General features: G+C 33.3%; 17 protein-coding genes (1 of these 17 cut by a window edge). 13 read left to right on the plus strand and 4 right to left on the minus strand.

All coding sequences use genetic code 11. The features are described 5' to 3' along the window. The 6 genes from OYT91_RS04115 to OYT91_RS04140 form a co-directional block, all read left to right on the plus strand. A protein-coding gene (locus OYT91_RS04115) for a PH domain-containing protein (protein ID WP_281239619.1) crosses the window boundary here: on the plus strand, positions 1–311 show its 3' portion. The gene continues 205 nt to the left of window position 1, outside the view; 311 of the gene's 516 nt are visible here — the last part of the coding sequence; its start codon lies off the left edge, out of view; its stop codon occupies positions 309–311. Next, the gene (locus OYT91_RS04120) at positions 311–1,831 is read left to right on the plus strand and encodes a PH domain-containing protein (protein WP_281239620.1); all 1,521 of its coding nucleotides are present in this window, start codon (positions 311–313) and stop codon (positions 1,829–1,831) included. The genes OYT91_RS04115 and OYT91_RS04120 overlap by 1 nt, the downstream gene beginning before the upstream one ends. 116 nt (positions 1,832–1,947) lie before the next feature. Then, positions 1,948–2,910: a 1,4-dihydroxy-2-naphthoate octaprenyltransferase gene (menA, locus tag OYT91_RS04125; protein ID WP_281239621.1), complete on the plus strand. Its 963-nt coding sequence runs from the start codon at positions 1,948–1,950 to the stop codon at positions 2,908–2,910. A 57-nt stretch (positions 2,911–2,967) separates the two neighbouring features. Further along, positions 2,968–3,645 carry a metal-dependent hydrolase gene (locus tag OYT91_RS04130; protein WP_269222907.1) on the plus strand — a complete coding sequence of 226 codons (678 nt, stop codon included), beginning with the start codon at positions 2,968–2,970 and terminating at the stop codon, positions 3,643–3,645. A gap of 137 nt (positions 3,646–3,782) precedes the next feature. After that, the gene (locus OYT91_RS04135) at positions 3,783–4,976 is read left to right on the plus strand and encodes a tetratricopeptide repeat protein (protein ID WP_281239622.1); all 1,194 of its coding nucleotides are present in this window, start codon (positions 3,783–3,785) and stop codon (positions 4,974–4,976) included. Between the two features lie 323 nt (positions 4,977–5,299). Further along, a complete protein-coding gene (locus OYT91_RS04140; RefSeq protein WP_281239623.1) occupies positions 5,300–6,343 on the plus strand; it encodes an o-succinylbenzoate synthase in 1,044 nt (347 codons plus the stop codon). 415 nt (positions 6,344–6,758) lie between these two features. Here OYT91_RS04140 and OYT91_RS04145 read toward each other — a convergent pair whose 3' ends face one another. The 3 genes from OYT91_RS04145 to dnaX all read right to left on the minus strand — a co-directional run bounded on the left by OYT91_RS04145 (position 6,759) and on the right by dnaX (position 9,176). Further along, entirely contained in the window at positions 6,759–7,316 is a 558-nt protein-coding gene (locus OYT91_RS04145; RefSeq protein ID WP_281239624.1) for an acetate uptake transporter, read from the minus strand. A 109-nt stretch (positions 7,317–7,425) separates the two neighbouring features. Further along, a complete protein-coding gene (locus tag OYT91_RS04150) occupies positions 7,426–7,713 on the minus strand; it encodes a DUF8439 domain-containing protein (protein ID WP_281239625.1) in 288 nt (95 codons plus the stop codon). A 377-nt stretch (positions 7,714–8,090) separates the two neighbouring features. Then, positions 8,091–9,176: a DNA polymerase III subunit gamma/tau gene (dnaX, locus tag OYT91_RS04155; RefSeq protein WP_281239626.1), complete on the minus strand. Its 1,086-nt coding sequence runs from the start codon at positions 9,174–9,176 to the stop codon at positions 8,091–8,093. A 176-nt stretch (positions 9,177–9,352) separates the two neighbouring features. Between dnaX and OYT91_RS04160 the strand changes: the two genes are divergently transcribed. From OYT91_RS04160 to OYT91_RS04190, 7 genes are all read left to right on the plus strand, one after another. Then, a complete protein-coding gene (locus OYT91_RS04160) occupies positions 9,353–10,483 on the plus strand; it encodes an NAD(P)/FAD-dependent oxidoreductase (RefSeq protein WP_281239627.1) in 1,131 nt (376 codons plus the stop codon). Positions 10,484–10,567: 84 nt separating this feature from the next. Then, positions 10,568–11,281 carry a methyltransferase domain-containing protein gene (locus tag OYT91_RS04165; RefSeq protein WP_281239628.1) on the plus strand — a complete coding sequence of 238 codons (714 nt, stop codon included), beginning with the start codon at positions 10,568–10,570 and terminating at the stop codon, positions 11,279–11,281. Between the two features lie 43 nt (positions 11,282–11,324). Further along, entirely contained in the window at positions 11,325–12,377 is a 1,053-nt protein-coding gene (locus tag OYT91_RS04170) for a type III polyketide synthase (protein WP_281239629.1), read from the plus strand. Between the two features lie 18 nt (positions 12,378–12,395). After that, positions 12,396–12,824, plus strand: coding sequence for a 3-hydroxyacyl-ACP dehydratase FabZ family protein (locus tag OYT91_RS04175; RefSeq protein ID WP_281239630.1), 429 nt, complete (start codon positions 12,396–12,398; stop codon positions 12,822–12,824). Between the two features lie 12 nt (positions 12,825–12,836). Next, positions 12,837–14,111, plus strand: coding sequence for a beta-ketoacyl-[acyl-carrier-protein] synthase family protein (locus OYT91_RS04180; protein WP_281239631.1), 1,275 nt, complete (start codon positions 12,837–12,839; stop codon positions 14,109–14,111). Positions 14,112–14,152: 41 nt separating this feature from the next. Beyond that, a complete protein-coding gene (locus OYT91_RS04185) occupies positions 14,153–14,407 on the plus strand; it encodes an acyl carrier protein (protein WP_269222899.1) in 255 nt (84 codons plus the stop codon). After that, the gene (locus OYT91_RS04190) at positions 14,404–14,892 is read left to right on the plus strand and encodes a 4'-phosphopantetheinyl transferase family protein (protein WP_281239632.1); all 489 of its coding nucleotides are present in this window, start codon (positions 14,404–14,406) and stop codon (positions 14,890–14,892) included. The genes OYT91_RS04185 and OYT91_RS04190 overlap by 4 nt, the downstream gene beginning before the upstream one ends. An 11-nt stretch (positions 14,893–14,903) precedes the next feature. Here OYT91_RS04190 and OYT91_RS04195 read toward each other — a convergent pair whose 3' ends face one another. Continuing rightward, complete coding sequence (locus tag OYT91_RS04195; protein WP_281239633.1) at positions 14,904–15,500, minus strand: 3'-5' exonuclease; 597 nt, start codon at positions 15,498–15,500, stop codon at positions 14,904–14,906.

Raw genomic sequence — 15,500 nt, forward strand, 5'->3', positions numbered from 1 at the left:
TTGGAGTTTTAGTACTTTTGGTTCTTTTCTTTTCGAGAATAAGTTTTAAGAAAAAAGGTTTTGCATTTAGAACTCATGACGTTTTGTATAGAAATGGCATAATTGCTACCAATACACTTGTAATTCCTTATAATAGAGTACAGCACGTGGCTTTACATGAAGGATTAATTTCTCGTTTTTTTGGGTTGGCAAAAATCCAAATTTTCACTGCTGGAGGAAGTTCCAGTGATATAGAAATCCCTGGAATTGCCAAAGAACAAGCTGAAAATATCAAACAACTTTTGATGGGTAAAATTCAAAAACAATTGTAATGGGAGCCGATTTCAATGAACCCCAAAGACAATCTATTGTTGGGATTTTTGTAATGTTTGTTTATTCGCTTCAAGGATATGCCAAAGCTTTATGGCCTATTTTGGTGATTTGGATTTTTAAATTTGATCAAATCAATAAAGGGTATTTGTTGGTAGGGACTATAGCTGTTTTTGCTGTAATCGGAATTGTTTCTTATTTAAAATATTTGAATTTTACCTTTTATATCGATCAAGAAAATGAGGAGTTTATTATAACGGAAGGCATTTTCAATAAAACTAAAACAACGATACAACTTTATAAAATTCAACAAGTAAATATTAATCAGTCATTAATACAGCGATTGGTAGGTGTTTATGAATTGGCTGTAGATACGGCTGGCTCCAATAAAAAAGAAGGAGATATCAGAGCTATTTCACATGAATTGGCTTTAGATTTGAAAGCTCGTTTATTAGAGAATGAAAATAAAAAGGTTCCAAATAACGACGATTCAATTAGTATTTCAGATAAAATTTTAACTGATAAAGCTATTCATTCTGAAGCTCCGTTTATAAAAATCGGTTTTTTAAGTTTATTGAAAATTGGAATTACTTCAAACTATATAAAAAGCTTTTTTGTATTACTGGCTTTCTTTTTTACACTTTTCGATCATATCAAGCAAATAACTGGAAGAGATGTTTTGCACGATGAAAATATCGAAGATTATGTGGATAAAAGCCAAGTTGCTACTGCATTTTTGATATTTTTTATCATTTTCTTTTTGGCTGTTATTGTTATTAATTTGGTTAAAACAATTTTTACCTATTTTGATTATAAAATTGCGCGGCAAAAAGGATCGTTATTGCTTTCTTATGGCTTGTTGAATACTAAAAGTACGATCTTAAAACCTGAAAAGGTTCAAATTACAAGTATAACTCAGAATTTTTTTCAAAAGAAGTTGAATGTACTGCATCTTAAAATCAAACAAGCAACTGGTGGAGAAAAAGAAGATCACAAACTCGCTATCGAAATTCCCGGTTGTGACAAACTGGAAAAAGATGCGATTTTAAAATTATTGTTTCAAAAGATTCCCGAAAAAGGAGTAATGCTCAAACCTAATTTTAGAAAACTTGGTTTTTCCGTTTTCCTAACAATCGGATTACCAATGTTGGGCTTTTATTTTGTTAGAGATTTGCTAATGGAAGAATTGCCTACTATTGATTATTTTGTGTTGTTATTTGTTGTTTTTATTGGAATAATTCAGTTTTTTATATTCAAAAACAATCGTCTTTATATTAATGATGATTTTATAATTCTGCAAAGCGGTGCTTGGGATGTAACAAATAAAATTATTATACCCAGTAAAATTCAGGCGATTACAACTTCTCAACTCTTTTGGCATAAAAATATCAATATTGGTTCCTTAACTTTGTATACCGCAGGAGGGAATATTAGTTTTCAATTGGGTAATTTTACAGCTATAAAACAATATGTCAATCTTTGGTTGTACGAAATGGAAACTTCCGATAGCAATTGGATGTAGCCCCCTAACCCCCGAAGGGGGAAAGATTGTAGGTTTTAGAATACAGATTTATAAAAAAATGAGTATTTGTTTAAACTATCAAACAAATTAAACTACTAAACAAACTAAATAACATAATGAAACACTGGATTGAAGCCGCAAGATTAAGAACATTACCATTATCAGTTTCTGGAATAATCGTAGGAAGTATGTATGCGTTGGCAAACCCTACTGATAATGTGTTGACACCAACTGATGTTTTCAATTGGGAAATATTTGCTTTTGCGCTATTAACAACTTTAGGGTTACAAGTACTTTCTAATTTTGCCAATGATTACGGCGACGGTGTCAAAGGAACCGATAATGAGGATAGAGTAGGGCCAAAACGCGCCATACAAAGTGGAGTGATAACACCCCAAGCAATGAAACGTGCCTTGGTAATTACATCAATATTAACTTTGTTTTCGGCAGTGTTTTTGATTTATGTTGCTTTTGGAGAAACAAATCTGGTGTATTCTTTGTTCTATTTAGCTCTTGGAATTATGGCTATAATTTCTGCAATTCGGTATACTGTTGGTAATTCAGCTTATGGGTACAAAGGATATGGTGATATTTTTGTATTCGTATTCTTCGGATTGGTAAGTACTTTGGGGGTTAATTTTCTGTATTCTAAACAATTGGATTCAATACTTATTTTGCCAGCTACGGCAATTGGATTATTGAGTGTCGCTGTTTTAAATCTGAATAATATGCGTGACCAAGCATCTGATGCCAAAGCAGGTAAGAATACTGTTGTGGTAAAAATGGGTGCCGAAAAAGCCAAAAAATATCATTATTTCCTAATTGTTTCCGCTATGATTTCGGTAGTTGCATTTGCGATATTAAGCGATTTTCGTTTTGATCAATACCTGTTTTTATTGGCATACATTCCGTTAACAAAACATTTAATTACAGTATCCAAAAATCAAGATCCAAAATTATTAGATCCCGAATTAAAGAAAGTAGCGTTGAGCACCTTTTTACTTTCGATATTATTATCGGTATGCATGATTTCTTTGATTTCGGATATTTTTGTTAATGTTTTCTTGGGAGGACGATAAGTAATTTCAAAAAATAATCAAAGTAGTATTTTCTAACATTTTTAAACGTATACTAAAATGAAAATAACATTCTACGGTCACGCCTCTTTGGGAATCGAAGTTAGTGGCAAACACATTCTTGTAGACCCTTATATTTCGGCCAATCCAAAGGCGTCACATATCAATATTAACGATCTGAAAGCTGATTTTATACTTTTAACACACGCTCACGGTGATCATATTCTCGATGTCGAATACATTGCGTCAAGAACCAATGCGGTGATTGTTTCGAATGCTGAAATTGCTGGTTATTACGGTAAAAAAGGATTTCAAACACACCCAATGAATCACGGTGGAAGCTGGAATTTTGATTTTGGAAAACTAAAATATGTAAGCGCGATTCACTCCAGTTCTTTTCCGGATGGAACGTATGGCGGGAATCCAGGTGGTTTTGTAATCGAGGGCGAACACAAAAACATTTACATTGCTGGCGACACCGCGCTTACTATGGATATGAAATTGATTCCGATGCGAACCCAACTCGATTTGGCGATTTTGCCAATAGGAGATAACTTCACAATGGATATTGAGGATGCCATTATTGCCTCCGATTTTGTGGCCTGCGATAAAATTCTTGGTATTCACTACGATACTTTTGGTTATATCGAAATCAATCACGAGCAAGCCATCAAAAAATTCTTCGATAAAGGAAAAGACTTGATGTTGCTCGAAATCGGAAGTTTTATCGAATTATAATAATTAGGAGCTATTTCCTGCTATTCGTTTCAATCTTGTGAGCCGAACCCCGGCTCACAAGGATTTTCACTACTATCAGGGCTAGGGCATACCGGATTTCAAGATCATTTTTCTAAAACCAGATTAACTTTTTAATAATGACCAAGCAGCTTCTTTCTTTCATTACACTTCTATTTACAACATTTGCATTTGCTCAACAAGACGGTTACTGGGACAAAGACAGATCGACAACCAAAGAAATCAAGGTTTCCGCCAGAGACCGAATCGTCATAAAAACCGAAGATTTACCCCTTGGAACTACCGAAATTGTTTATAGAATCACTCTTTTGGATGAAAATCAGCAATTGGCCGGCAGTTTGGTTTCGGTTCTGAAATCAATTCCCGATCCTACTGGTATCAGTCAAGGATCTGCAGGAGCTGTTTTTGTCTTGTCCAAAATATCTGGAGACGATAAATGTACATACGCTGTTTTTTCATCCGATAAATTGGCTTTAGAATACAAAGATTCAGGAAAAACAATGGAATCCTGTTTGGTTCAGGACGAACCAGTCAGTAAAGACGCCAAACGTCTTTCAATCGAAAAATCAAAGTGTCTTAATGGAAATGCGTTGTGGTTTGGTTTTGAAAGCAAAAACTGGATCATGAACCAAAAAATCATTTTGGAAGTTGTGCCTTGGGTAGATAAAAAACTAAGTCGAGGATGGAGTCTGGATAACCGAAAAAATATTATTGACCAATGCAAAACATCCAGCTTGGCTCAAAAAATGGTTAATTCTGATGATTTTTGCGTTTGTGTTTTGGATAAAATTCAAACGAAGTACAAATATCAGGAGTTTCAAAAGCTATTGACAGTAGAGCGATCCAAAGCTTTTAAAGATTCAGGAAGCAGTTGTTTTGGCGAAACAAGTACTTCTAATGCAGTTTATTCTGATTTGCGTAATCAAGCTTCGCTTTTGATAAAAAAAGCCAAATATGGGGATGCAATTGAAAAATTAGGGGTAATTGTAAACGATGGTAAAGCTACGGTATTAGATTATAGTGCAATTGGAAGCTGTTATCTGTTGACCAAACAATACGGAAAAGCATTAAAGTATCTTCAAGACGGTGAAAAACTCGATAGTACAGAGTTGTTGTTGCAATTGAATTTGGCGCATGCCTATTTGTTAAATGACAATTACAAAGAAGCCAAAAAAATATACAAGAAATACCAAAATCAAAACGTTACTGATAGTTTGAGTTGGGTTCAAAAAACGGAACAGGATTTCAAGGCTTTTCAAAAAGCGGGAATTCAGAGTGAAGATTTTGAAAGAGTATTGAAATTACTGGAGTAATTAGTTTATTTGGTTTTGCATTGTAAATAGTATGGAAAGATTAAATAATAAATCATAAAAAAAAATAAATTTATTCATACTATATATAGGATTTTTTGTTTTTTCAGTTGGAATAATTTTAAACTTTAAAATGTTTATTTTTAATGAATGGCCAACATACTTGTTTTTTTTTATAATCCTTTTTGGAATTTTATTAATTGGAATTTCTTATTTAAAATTTAAGAAACTCACTTAACATTACATTTGTTTTACCATTCACCATTCACCAATCACTATTAACCATTCACTATTAACCATTCACCATTCACTATTCACTATTCACTTTGAAAGCAACCTACCACAAATACATATTAAATTTCAAACGCCCATCCGGAACTTCTCGTGGAGTGATGACCGAAAAAGAAACTTGGTTTATTGTTTTGGAGCAAGACGGTAAAAAGGGAATAGGAGAGTGTGGTCTTTTGAGAGGGTTGAGTATTGACGACCGTCCCGATTATGAAGATAAATTGCAATGGACGTGTGCTAATATTCATCTTGGTAAAGATCAACTTTGGGAGGCCTTGTTAGAGTTTCCATCCATACAGTTTGGAGTCGAAATGGCATTCCAGTCTTTGGCTAGTAAAAATCCTTTTTTACTCTTTCCATCAGACTTCACAAACGGTACAAAATCGATTGCTATAAATGGATTGGTTTGGATGGGTTCAGCCACTTTTATGAAGCAACAAATCGAGGAGAAATTAGCTGATGGATTTCGATGCATTAAACTCAAAATTGGTGCCATAGATTTCGATAAAGAATTGCAATTATTGCGTTATATTCGGCAACATTTCAGTCCAGAGCAAGTAGAAATAAGAGTCGATGCTAACGGTGCTTTTGATTCGAATGAAGCTTTATATAGATTAAATCAACTAACTGAATTTAAACTACATAGTATAGAGCAACCTATTCGAAAAAACAACACTGACAGTATGGCAGAGCTATGTAGAACCACTCCTTTTCCTATTGCTTTGGACGAAGAACTAATAGGCGTGTTTACAGTTGCTGAAAAAGAAGAATTATTACTCAAAATAAAGCCTCAATACATCATTTTGAAACCTAGTTTTGTGGGTGGATTCCGCGGTACTCAAGAGTGGATTACCTTGGCTGAAAAGCTTAATATTGGATGGTGGATAACCTCTGCATTGGAAAGTAATATTGGCTTGAATGCTATCGCGCAATGGACTTTTTTGCTTAACAATTCGATGCCGCAAGGATTGGGAACAGGTGCATTATATACTAATAATTTTGACTGCCCTTTGCAAGTTTCTCAAGGTCAATTGTGGCACAGCAATGCGTTAAATTGGGATTTGGATATTGATACATTTTAATTAAACCCAGATTCCGCATTAGAAATCTACTACAACTAAATTCTTCTTCAAAACCAAGAACTTACTCCTATTTTTAAATTCAAAATACAAAAGTATTCCTTCTTCAAAAATAGTCCGTGAGCTCTTGCTTTTATTGAATAATTTAGTTTCGCTACTAAGTCTAATGCGGATTCTGGGTTAAAACGAGAATAGGTTATATGCAGTTTTTGCGAGAGTGATGGAAGTGGAGCTCTTTTTTGATGCCGTTTTTTTACGGGATCAAAAAAAGCGGGAACGAACAGCACGACCCGAAGTTTTTACGAAGGGACTCGCCCAAATTAAGAATCATTAAATAATATTTATATAATTTAAACTGAAAAAGGCTCCGAACGAATGATTGTTTGGAGCCTTTTGTATAGTATTGAAGAACTGTATATTAATAAGGTAAAACTCTTTTGTTTTTTACTTCTTCCAAAAGTTCGGCCATTGCGAGGTAAAAAGCACTGCTTCCGCAAATTATGCCAAGACCTCCAGCAATGACTGTGATGGTTTCGCTTCCAGTGAATTTTGATACCGCCAAAAGGAAAAATAAAATGGTTAATGAAAGGAAAACAAATTGCTGTACTTTACTGCCGCCCCAAGTTCCCCACCACATAAATGCGGTAAAAATCCCCCAAATGGCTAAATAGCATCCGAAGAAAGGAGCTGGCGTTGTGCCGGCCATTTCAAAACCGGTGTTTGGAAAAAGCCAAATACCCACTAGGGAAATCCAGAAAAAACCATATGAGACAAAAGCAGTTCCTGCAAATGTTTTTCCGTTTTTGAATGACAATATTCCGGCTATTATTTGGGCCAATCCGCCATAAAAAATACCCATCGATATGATTACAGCACTGACGGGAAAGAAACCCAAATTATGAATATTCAATAAAATTGTGGTCATTCCAAAACCCAAAAGGCCTAAGGGTGCAGGATTTGCTAGTTTATTCTCCATTTTTAGTTTTTTTAATTGTTAGTAAAGTTTAAAAATAACGTTATAGTTTGTTGTTAATTGATATAAAAATAACATTTTGTAATAGAAAAATTTCATTTCTATCCTTTTTTTATGCATCTAAATCCAAACCAAAAGTAGTTCTCAGTAATTCAATATTTGGGTTGATTTCTAGAAATCTGTTGTAGCGATCTTGGTCGGTGAAGCTTCTTTTGATTTCGATACTTTCGTTTACATTTACTTCTATAGTGATATTGTGATTGTGTAAATGGCCGCGTAAATGTCCCAAGAGTCCAATCATTTCGCTTTCAAAATCTATTTTAGAGCCCTCATTAGGTAGTTCAAAAGTAATATTGGCACCATTAAGTTTTGGATCATTGATTAAAAGTAAGGATTCCATTATTTTGTATCCCTTTTCGCCAAGTTTTTGTGCGTATTTTGTCCATTGTAGAAGCATTTCTGTTTCTGAGAAAGGTTCTGTAGGCAATGTGGCTGTATTGTCTGTTTTGACAAATCCTTTTAAATTTTCTTCTAATGCCTTTTTGGCTCGGATACTGGAAAGCGATAAAGCTGAAAATTTAGTTTCGTTATTGGGAATATTAGGTGTTTCAGTATGTTGAGCTTTTGGTTTTTCTGCTATTGAAACTGCGGGTTTTGAGATTTCGCTATTTGAAATTTCCTTTGCATTTACTTCGGTTGCAATTGGAGTTTGAACTTTTTCCTTCGAAATTTCGGCTATGGAATAATCTGCAACTTTTCTAAAATAAGTAGGCGGAATTATAAATTGCTCAACTTTTTTTTTTCTCCATCATAAGTGATAGAGGCTAGTTGCATCAAACAAAGCTCGACAAGTAGTCGTTGATTTTGACTGGCTTTGTATTTTAAATCACAATCATTGGCAATTTCGATTCCTTTTAACAGAAACTCTTGACTGCATTTTTGTGCTTGAATTCCGTACATTTTTTGTGCTTGCTCTCCAACCTCAAGCAATACAAGTGTCGAAGGCGTTTTGCTTACCAATAAATCTCTAAAATGAGTTGCTAATCCTGATACAAAATGATGGCTATCAAAACCTTTGGATAAAATATCATTAAAAGCCATCAATAAGTCTGGTATTTTATTTTCCAGAATTAAATCGGTGACGTTGATGTAGGTTTCGTAGTCTAAAACGTTTAAATTTTCGGTAACCGCTTGACGAGTTAGGTTATCGCCACAAAAAGAAACCACTCTATCAAAAATAGACAAAGCATCACGCATCGCACCATCTGCTTTTTGGGCAATAATATGAAGCGCATCATCTTCAAAAGCAACGCCTTGACTTGTAGCGACATCAGCAAGATGTTCTTTAGCGTCTTTTACGGTAATTCTTTTGAAATCAAATATTTGACAACGCGATAAAATCGTTGGAATAATTTTGTGTTTTTCGGTGGTTGCCAATATAAATATGGCGTGTTTTGGCGGTTCTTCCAATGTTTTTAAAAAAGCATTAAAAGCTGCCGAAGACAACATATGAACCTCATCAATAATATATACTTTGTATTGTCCGGTTTGTGGAGGAATACGAACTTGATCGATCAAATTTCGAATATCATCTACTGAATTGTTGGAAGCAGCATCTAGTTCGAATACATTAAAAGCAAAATCTTCAGTAGGATCATCGTATCCAGGCTGATTGATTTTTCGAGCCAAAATACGGGCGCAAGTTGTTTTTCCAACACCACGAGGTCCTGTGAATAAAAGCGCAGAAGCTAAATGGTTGTTTTCTATGGCGTTGAGTAGTGTGTTGGTAATTGCTTTTTGTCCCACCACATCTTTAAATGTTTGTGGACGGTATTTACGTGCCGATACTACAAATTGTTCCATAGGTTTTTTATTCGAAAGCAAATATAGGACTTGAAAAATCAAAAAACAAATTCCAAAATTTTAATTTTTTAGATTATTATTTTCTTGTAAAATTACTACTTCAATTCGTTTTTCAGATAACATTTGTGTATTTTCACCAAAGATTGAAGATTAATTGTCATAAAAATGACTTTTCTATGAATGATTCTAAAGAGATTGTTATTATCGGAGGAGGTTTGGCTGGACTTACAGCTGCCATACATTTGACTAAAATTGGATTAAAAGTCATTTTGTTCGAAAAAAATGAATATCCAAAACATAAAGTTTGCGGAGAATATGTTTCAAATGAAATACTTCCTTATTTGGATTGGCTATCGCTAAATATATCCGATTTAAATCCTACTCATATCTCGAAACTGGAGTTTTCAACTGCAGATGGAACTAAAGTCAATTGTGGTCTACCGCTCGGGGGTTTTGGCGTTAGCCGATTTGCTTTGGATGCTTTTTTATGTAAAAAAGCCATCGAAAATGGATGTATAATCATAAAGGATAGTGTTGATAATGTTATTTATGAAAAAGATAGTTTTACAATTTCAACTTTAAGCAGTGGGATTTTCGTCTCTTCGATTGTAATTGGCGCTTTTGGTAAAAGATCCACTATTGACCAGAAATTAAAACGGTCATTTGTTCAAAAAAAATCACATTGGTTAGCTGTAAAAGCTCATTATTCGGGAGAATTTCCAGATGATTTGGTGGGTTTGCATAATTTTGAAGGGGGGTATTGTGGGGTTTCAAAAGTTGAAAATGACACTATAAATATTTGTTATTTGGCTAGTTATGAATCTTTTAAAAGATTTAAAAATATTGAGGATTTTCAAAATCAAATTGTAGTTAAGAATCCGCATCTGAAATTGATTTTTGCAAGAAGTAAAATTCTTTTTGAAACTCCATTGTCGATTAGTCAGGTGTCATTTGATAAAAAAGAGATGGTAGAAAATCATATTTTGATGATCGGTGATAGTGCGGGTCTCATTCATCCTCTGTGTGGAAACGGAATGGCGATGGCGATTCACAGTGCTAAGATAGTATCTGAATTGGTAGGGAAATTCTCTTTTGGTACAATCAAATCTAGAAAAGAATTGGAAGAAAGATATATTCGAGAATGGAATGTTAATTTTAAAAAAAGGTTGAAAATGGGACGTGTTTTAACATTTATACTGCAAAAACAAAAATTTTACAAGTTATTGATGAGGATAATGATTAAATTTCCGTTTTTAATACCAGTCATTATTAAACAAACACACGGCAAGTTAATTACGGTTGGATGATTAATTTTAATAACAATTGCAATAGTCATGCCCTTCCAAAATAAATAAGAACTATAGCGTTTAATCTGAAATAATTTAAAATTAGTGCTTGTAGATACACAAAACAGAACAGACGACCCTGAAATCATGGATGATTTTGATTTAGAAGGAGACGAATTAAAAGAGGCGCTGGATAAAATTGCTTCTATAAACCATTTGTTAGGAGGAAATCAATTGACTTTGAGAGGGGTTCGCAAATTGCTTAAAAAAGTTCCACATTTAGGAACTATCACAATTGTAGATGTTGGTTGCGGGAATGGAGATATGTTGCGAAAATTAGCTGATTTCGGTTTAAGTGCTAATTTGAATTTAGATCTGATTGGGGTTGATGCTAATCATTTTACTGTAAATTATGCAATAGATTTGTCAGTAAATTATCCAAATATAAAGTATAGGTGTGAAGATATTTTTAGTAAATCTTTTAATGAATTAAAATGCGATATAATATTGTGTACTTTGACTTTACATCATTTTAAAAACGATGAAATTATTAAATTACTAGCTTTGTTTAACAAAAATTCAAGTATTGGTTTTGTGGTGAATGATTTGCAAAGAAGTAGCATAGCTTATCGATTATTTCAAGGGTTTTGTATTGTTTTTAGACTGAATAAAATGTCGCGAAATGATGGTTTGGTATCTATATTAAGAGGGTTTAAAAGAGAAGAACTGATTGCCTTTTCTGAAGAGTTAAGGTTTAAAAAGTTTAGTATCCAATGGAAATGGGCTTTTCGTTACCAATGGATTGTAGAGAAATTTTAGTGTTGATTATTGAATTTAAAAATAATAGCTTCAAAATAAAATAATGAGTGTAAAAATAAAATGTGTTGCCAAGCAATTGCCTAAGTATTCAAGGACTACAGAGGAAATTCTTCCATTTTTGGATGTTTGGTTAGAAGGGCAGGAGGAACGTTTTATTCGAAAAGTAAAGAAAATATTTGAGGGTGCAGCCGTTGATAAACGATATTCGATTATGGATCCGATAGAAGTTTTTGAAAGCGCATCGTTTGAAGCCAAAAATGATATTTATGTTCGAGAGGTGATTGATTTGGGTGAAAAAGTTTTGGAAAAAGCTTTAAAAAAAGCGCAATGGTTACCGGAGGATTTGGATTATATCATCACTGTGAGTTGTACGGGAATTATGATTCCTTCGTTAGATGCTTATCTGATTAATAGTTTAAAATTGCGACAGGATATTATACGATTGCCTGTTACCGAAATGGGTTGTGCGGCAGGAATTTCTGGAATTATTTATGCCAAGAACTTTCTTCAAGCCAATCCCGGAAAAAGAGCAGCGATTATTGCGGTTGAAAGTCCTACGGCTACTTTTCAATTAGATGACTATTCGATGGCAAACATAGTAAGTGCGGCTATTTTTGGTGATGGTGCGGCTTGTGTTTTGCTTTCCTCGGTTGAAGAGGAGGAAGGACCTGAGATTTTGGCTGAAGAGATGTATCATTTTTATGATAATATTCACATGATGGGTTTTAAATTGACGAATTCAGGTTTGCAAATGATTTTGGATATTGGAGTGCCAGAGACTATTGCTTCTCATTTTGAAGATATTATTCATCCTTTCCTGAAAAAGAACAATTTGGAAATAGAAGATATAGATCATTTAATTTTTCATCCCGGTGGAAAAAAAATTGTTCAAATTGTGGAGGATCTCTTTTCGGGATATGGTAAAAATATTGATGACACTAAAGAAGTTTTGAAGCTTTATGGAAATATGTCAAGTGCAACTGTATTGTATGTTTTAGAACGTTTTATGGATAAAAAACTAGAAAAAGGCTCTAAGGGTTTGATGTTGAGTTTTGGACCTGGGTTCTCAGCTCAACGGGTTTTGTTGCAGTTTTAGTTTTTTTATAATATTTGAATGGAAAAAATTGATATAATTTCAAAATTGCCATATTCCAAACCGTTTTTGTTTGTGGATAAAATCATCAAAATTGATGAAAATGGTGTAGAAGGGGAATATACTTTTGATGCTGATTTGGATTTTTATAAAGGGCATTTTAAAGATAATCCAGTTACACCAGGAGTTATTTTGATCGAAGTGATGGCTCAAATAGGATTGGTTTGCTTGGGTGTATTTTTATTAAATGAAAAAGTTAATAAAAATACTTTAATGGCTTTAACATCAACAGAAATAGAATTTTTAAAACCTGTTTTTCCGAATGAAAAAGTAACTGTTCATTCTCGAAAAATCTATTTTAGATTTGGAAAATTGAAATGCAAAGTGAGTATGCAAAATGAGAAAAAAGAAATAGTTTGCAGTGGGACAATCTCAGGAATGGTGATTTAAAATACAAATAAAATGAAAAATCGAGTTGTCATAACAGGTCTTGGTATAGTAGCTCCAAATGGAGTGGGACTGGATGCGTTTGAACATGCTGTAAAAAACGGTATTTCTGGAATCAGACATTTTGAGGAATTAGAAAGATTGAAATTTTCCTGTCAAATAGCTGGAATGCCTGTTGTTTTAAATGAATTGGCTTTGCACTATTTTACTGAATTAGAGCTTAAAAATTTCAATGCGACAGGTATTTTATATGGTGTTATCGCTGGAATCGATGCTTGGAAAGATGCAGGTTTATCAATGGAAATACGAGACGATCCTGATTGGGATAGTGGAACTATTTTTGGAGCAGGAACATCTGGGATAGAAAAATTTAGAGAAAGCATATATAAGATTGATGATTTTAAAACCCGAAATTTAGGAAGCACAAGTGTTATTCAAACGATGAATAGTGGTATAAGTGCCTATTTAGCAGGTAAATTGGGCTTGGGTAATCAAGTTACAACTAATTCTTCAGCCTGTACAACAGGGGCTGAAAGTATAATTATGGCTTATGACCGCATAAAATCGGGACAAGCCAAGAGAATTTTAGCAGGTAGTACAAGTGATTCTGGACCCTATATTTGGGGAGGATTTGATGCAATGCGAGTTTGTACTTTCAAACATAATGATTCACCAGAAACAGGATCAAGGCCTATGTCTGCCAGTGCTTCGGGATTTGTTCCAGCCAGTGGAGCAGGGTCATTGGTTTTAGAGGATTTAGAAACTGCTTTAGCAAGAGGAGCTAGAATATATGCAGAAGTTTTAGGAGGGGCCTTAAATTCTGGAGGACAAAGAGGATTGGGAACATTAACAGCACCAAATCCAGTTGCGGTTCAAAAATGCATTCAGAAAGCCATGGCAAATGCTGGAATTAAAGGTCAAGATGTTGATGCTATTAATGGGCATCTTACCGCTACGACGAAGGATAGTTTGGAAATTTCAAATTGGAGTGAAGCATTAGGGCGTAAAGGAATAGATTTTCCGTATATCAATTCTTTGAAATCCACCGTAGGTCATTGTTTGTCTGCGGCAGGAAGTATAGAAAGTGTAGCATCTGTATTACAGTTGTATAAAGGATATGTTTTTCCGAATCGAAATTGTGAAGATGTACATCCTGAAATTACTTCAATAATCGATGTTTCTAGAATTCCCATGGAGCTTATTGAAAAAGAGGTGACAATTGTTTTGAAAGCTAGTTTTGGTTTTGGAGATGTAAATGGATGTGTGGTTTTTAAAAAATTCACAACCTAATAATCACTATGAAAATATAATAATTTTAATACAAAATAAATATGGATAGAGAAATTGCATTAGAACAATTAAAGGAAATTGTAAAACCATATGTACAAGATCAAGAATCATTTGATTCGTTAACAGAAGAAACTACTTTTATAAATGATTTGAAAATAAATTCAGCAAATTTAGTTGATGTGATATTGGATATTGAAGAAAAGTTTGATATTATGATTGATAATGAATCAATGGAGAAAATGGCAAATGTAAAAACTGCAATTGAAATTATTGAAATCGAGTTGGCGAAAAAATGATAGGCAATGATATTGTTGATTTATTTTTAGCTCGAAAAGAAAGTAATTGGCGAAGAAAAGGTTATTTGGAGAAAATTTTTACTCAGGAAGAACAAAATTTAATTCATAATGATTCCAATCCAGAACAAATGGTTTGGAATTTATGGACTAGAAAAGAGTCATCGTATAAAATTTATAATCGCGAAACAGGAATTAGCGGTTATTTTCCTTTGCGCTTAAAGTGTCATTTTGAAGATGAATTCTCAGGAATAGTTTCGATTGGTGATTTTGTATTTTATACACAAACGCAAATAACAGATTCTTATATTTATTCAATTGCTGTTTCTAGGCTTGAATTATTAGATAACATTATTACTTTAGAGAACTTTGAAAACATAAAGAAAGAAAATGGAATTCCTTTTATTTTTGATTTACCTTCAAATTCAATTAAACCTGTTTCAATTAGTCATCACGGACGTTTTCAAAGAATAATTACTTTAAGATAATTTTCTAAACATTATTTTATACCCAACCTTTTTTTTAATTTTAAAAATAACAATGCAATAGTGTATGCATCTTCTGCAGGTGAATTTCGATAGTATTTTGGAAGTTTAAAAATAGCTGATAATTCATCAAGTGAAAATTCTTTATCATTAATTTCCATTAATTTGCGATACATAACATCTATATCTAATGCTTCATTTTTTAATCGACCACATCCCAATTTTGTTAATGCACTATTAATCATATCTACATCAAAATCAACATGATGTCCTATTAGAACAGCATTTTCAATATAATCTATAAATGATTGTATTGCTTCAGGCTCACTGAGTTTCTTCATTTTGCTTTCTAAAATAAATTCATTAGATAAACCATTATCATGAAAGTATTTGTATTGCAATAGAATAGTTTCAAAACTATCTCCAATTTGTATGCAGTCATTTATTATAGCGAAAGAACCTATGGATAAGATTACATCTTTTTCTGGGTTCAATCCTGAAGTTTCAGTTGTAAAAACAACAAAACGGTTTGATTTATGTTCAAACTTAGCTAAGTAAGTTTTCCAAAAATCAGGATATTCTTTATTTATGTTTTTTAACCAGTCGAGCAT

This window comes from Flavobacterium praedii (assembly GCF_026810365.1).
Lineage (GTDB): Bacteria > Bacteroidota > Bacteroidia > Flavobacteriales > Flavobacteriaceae > Flavobacterium > Flavobacterium praedii.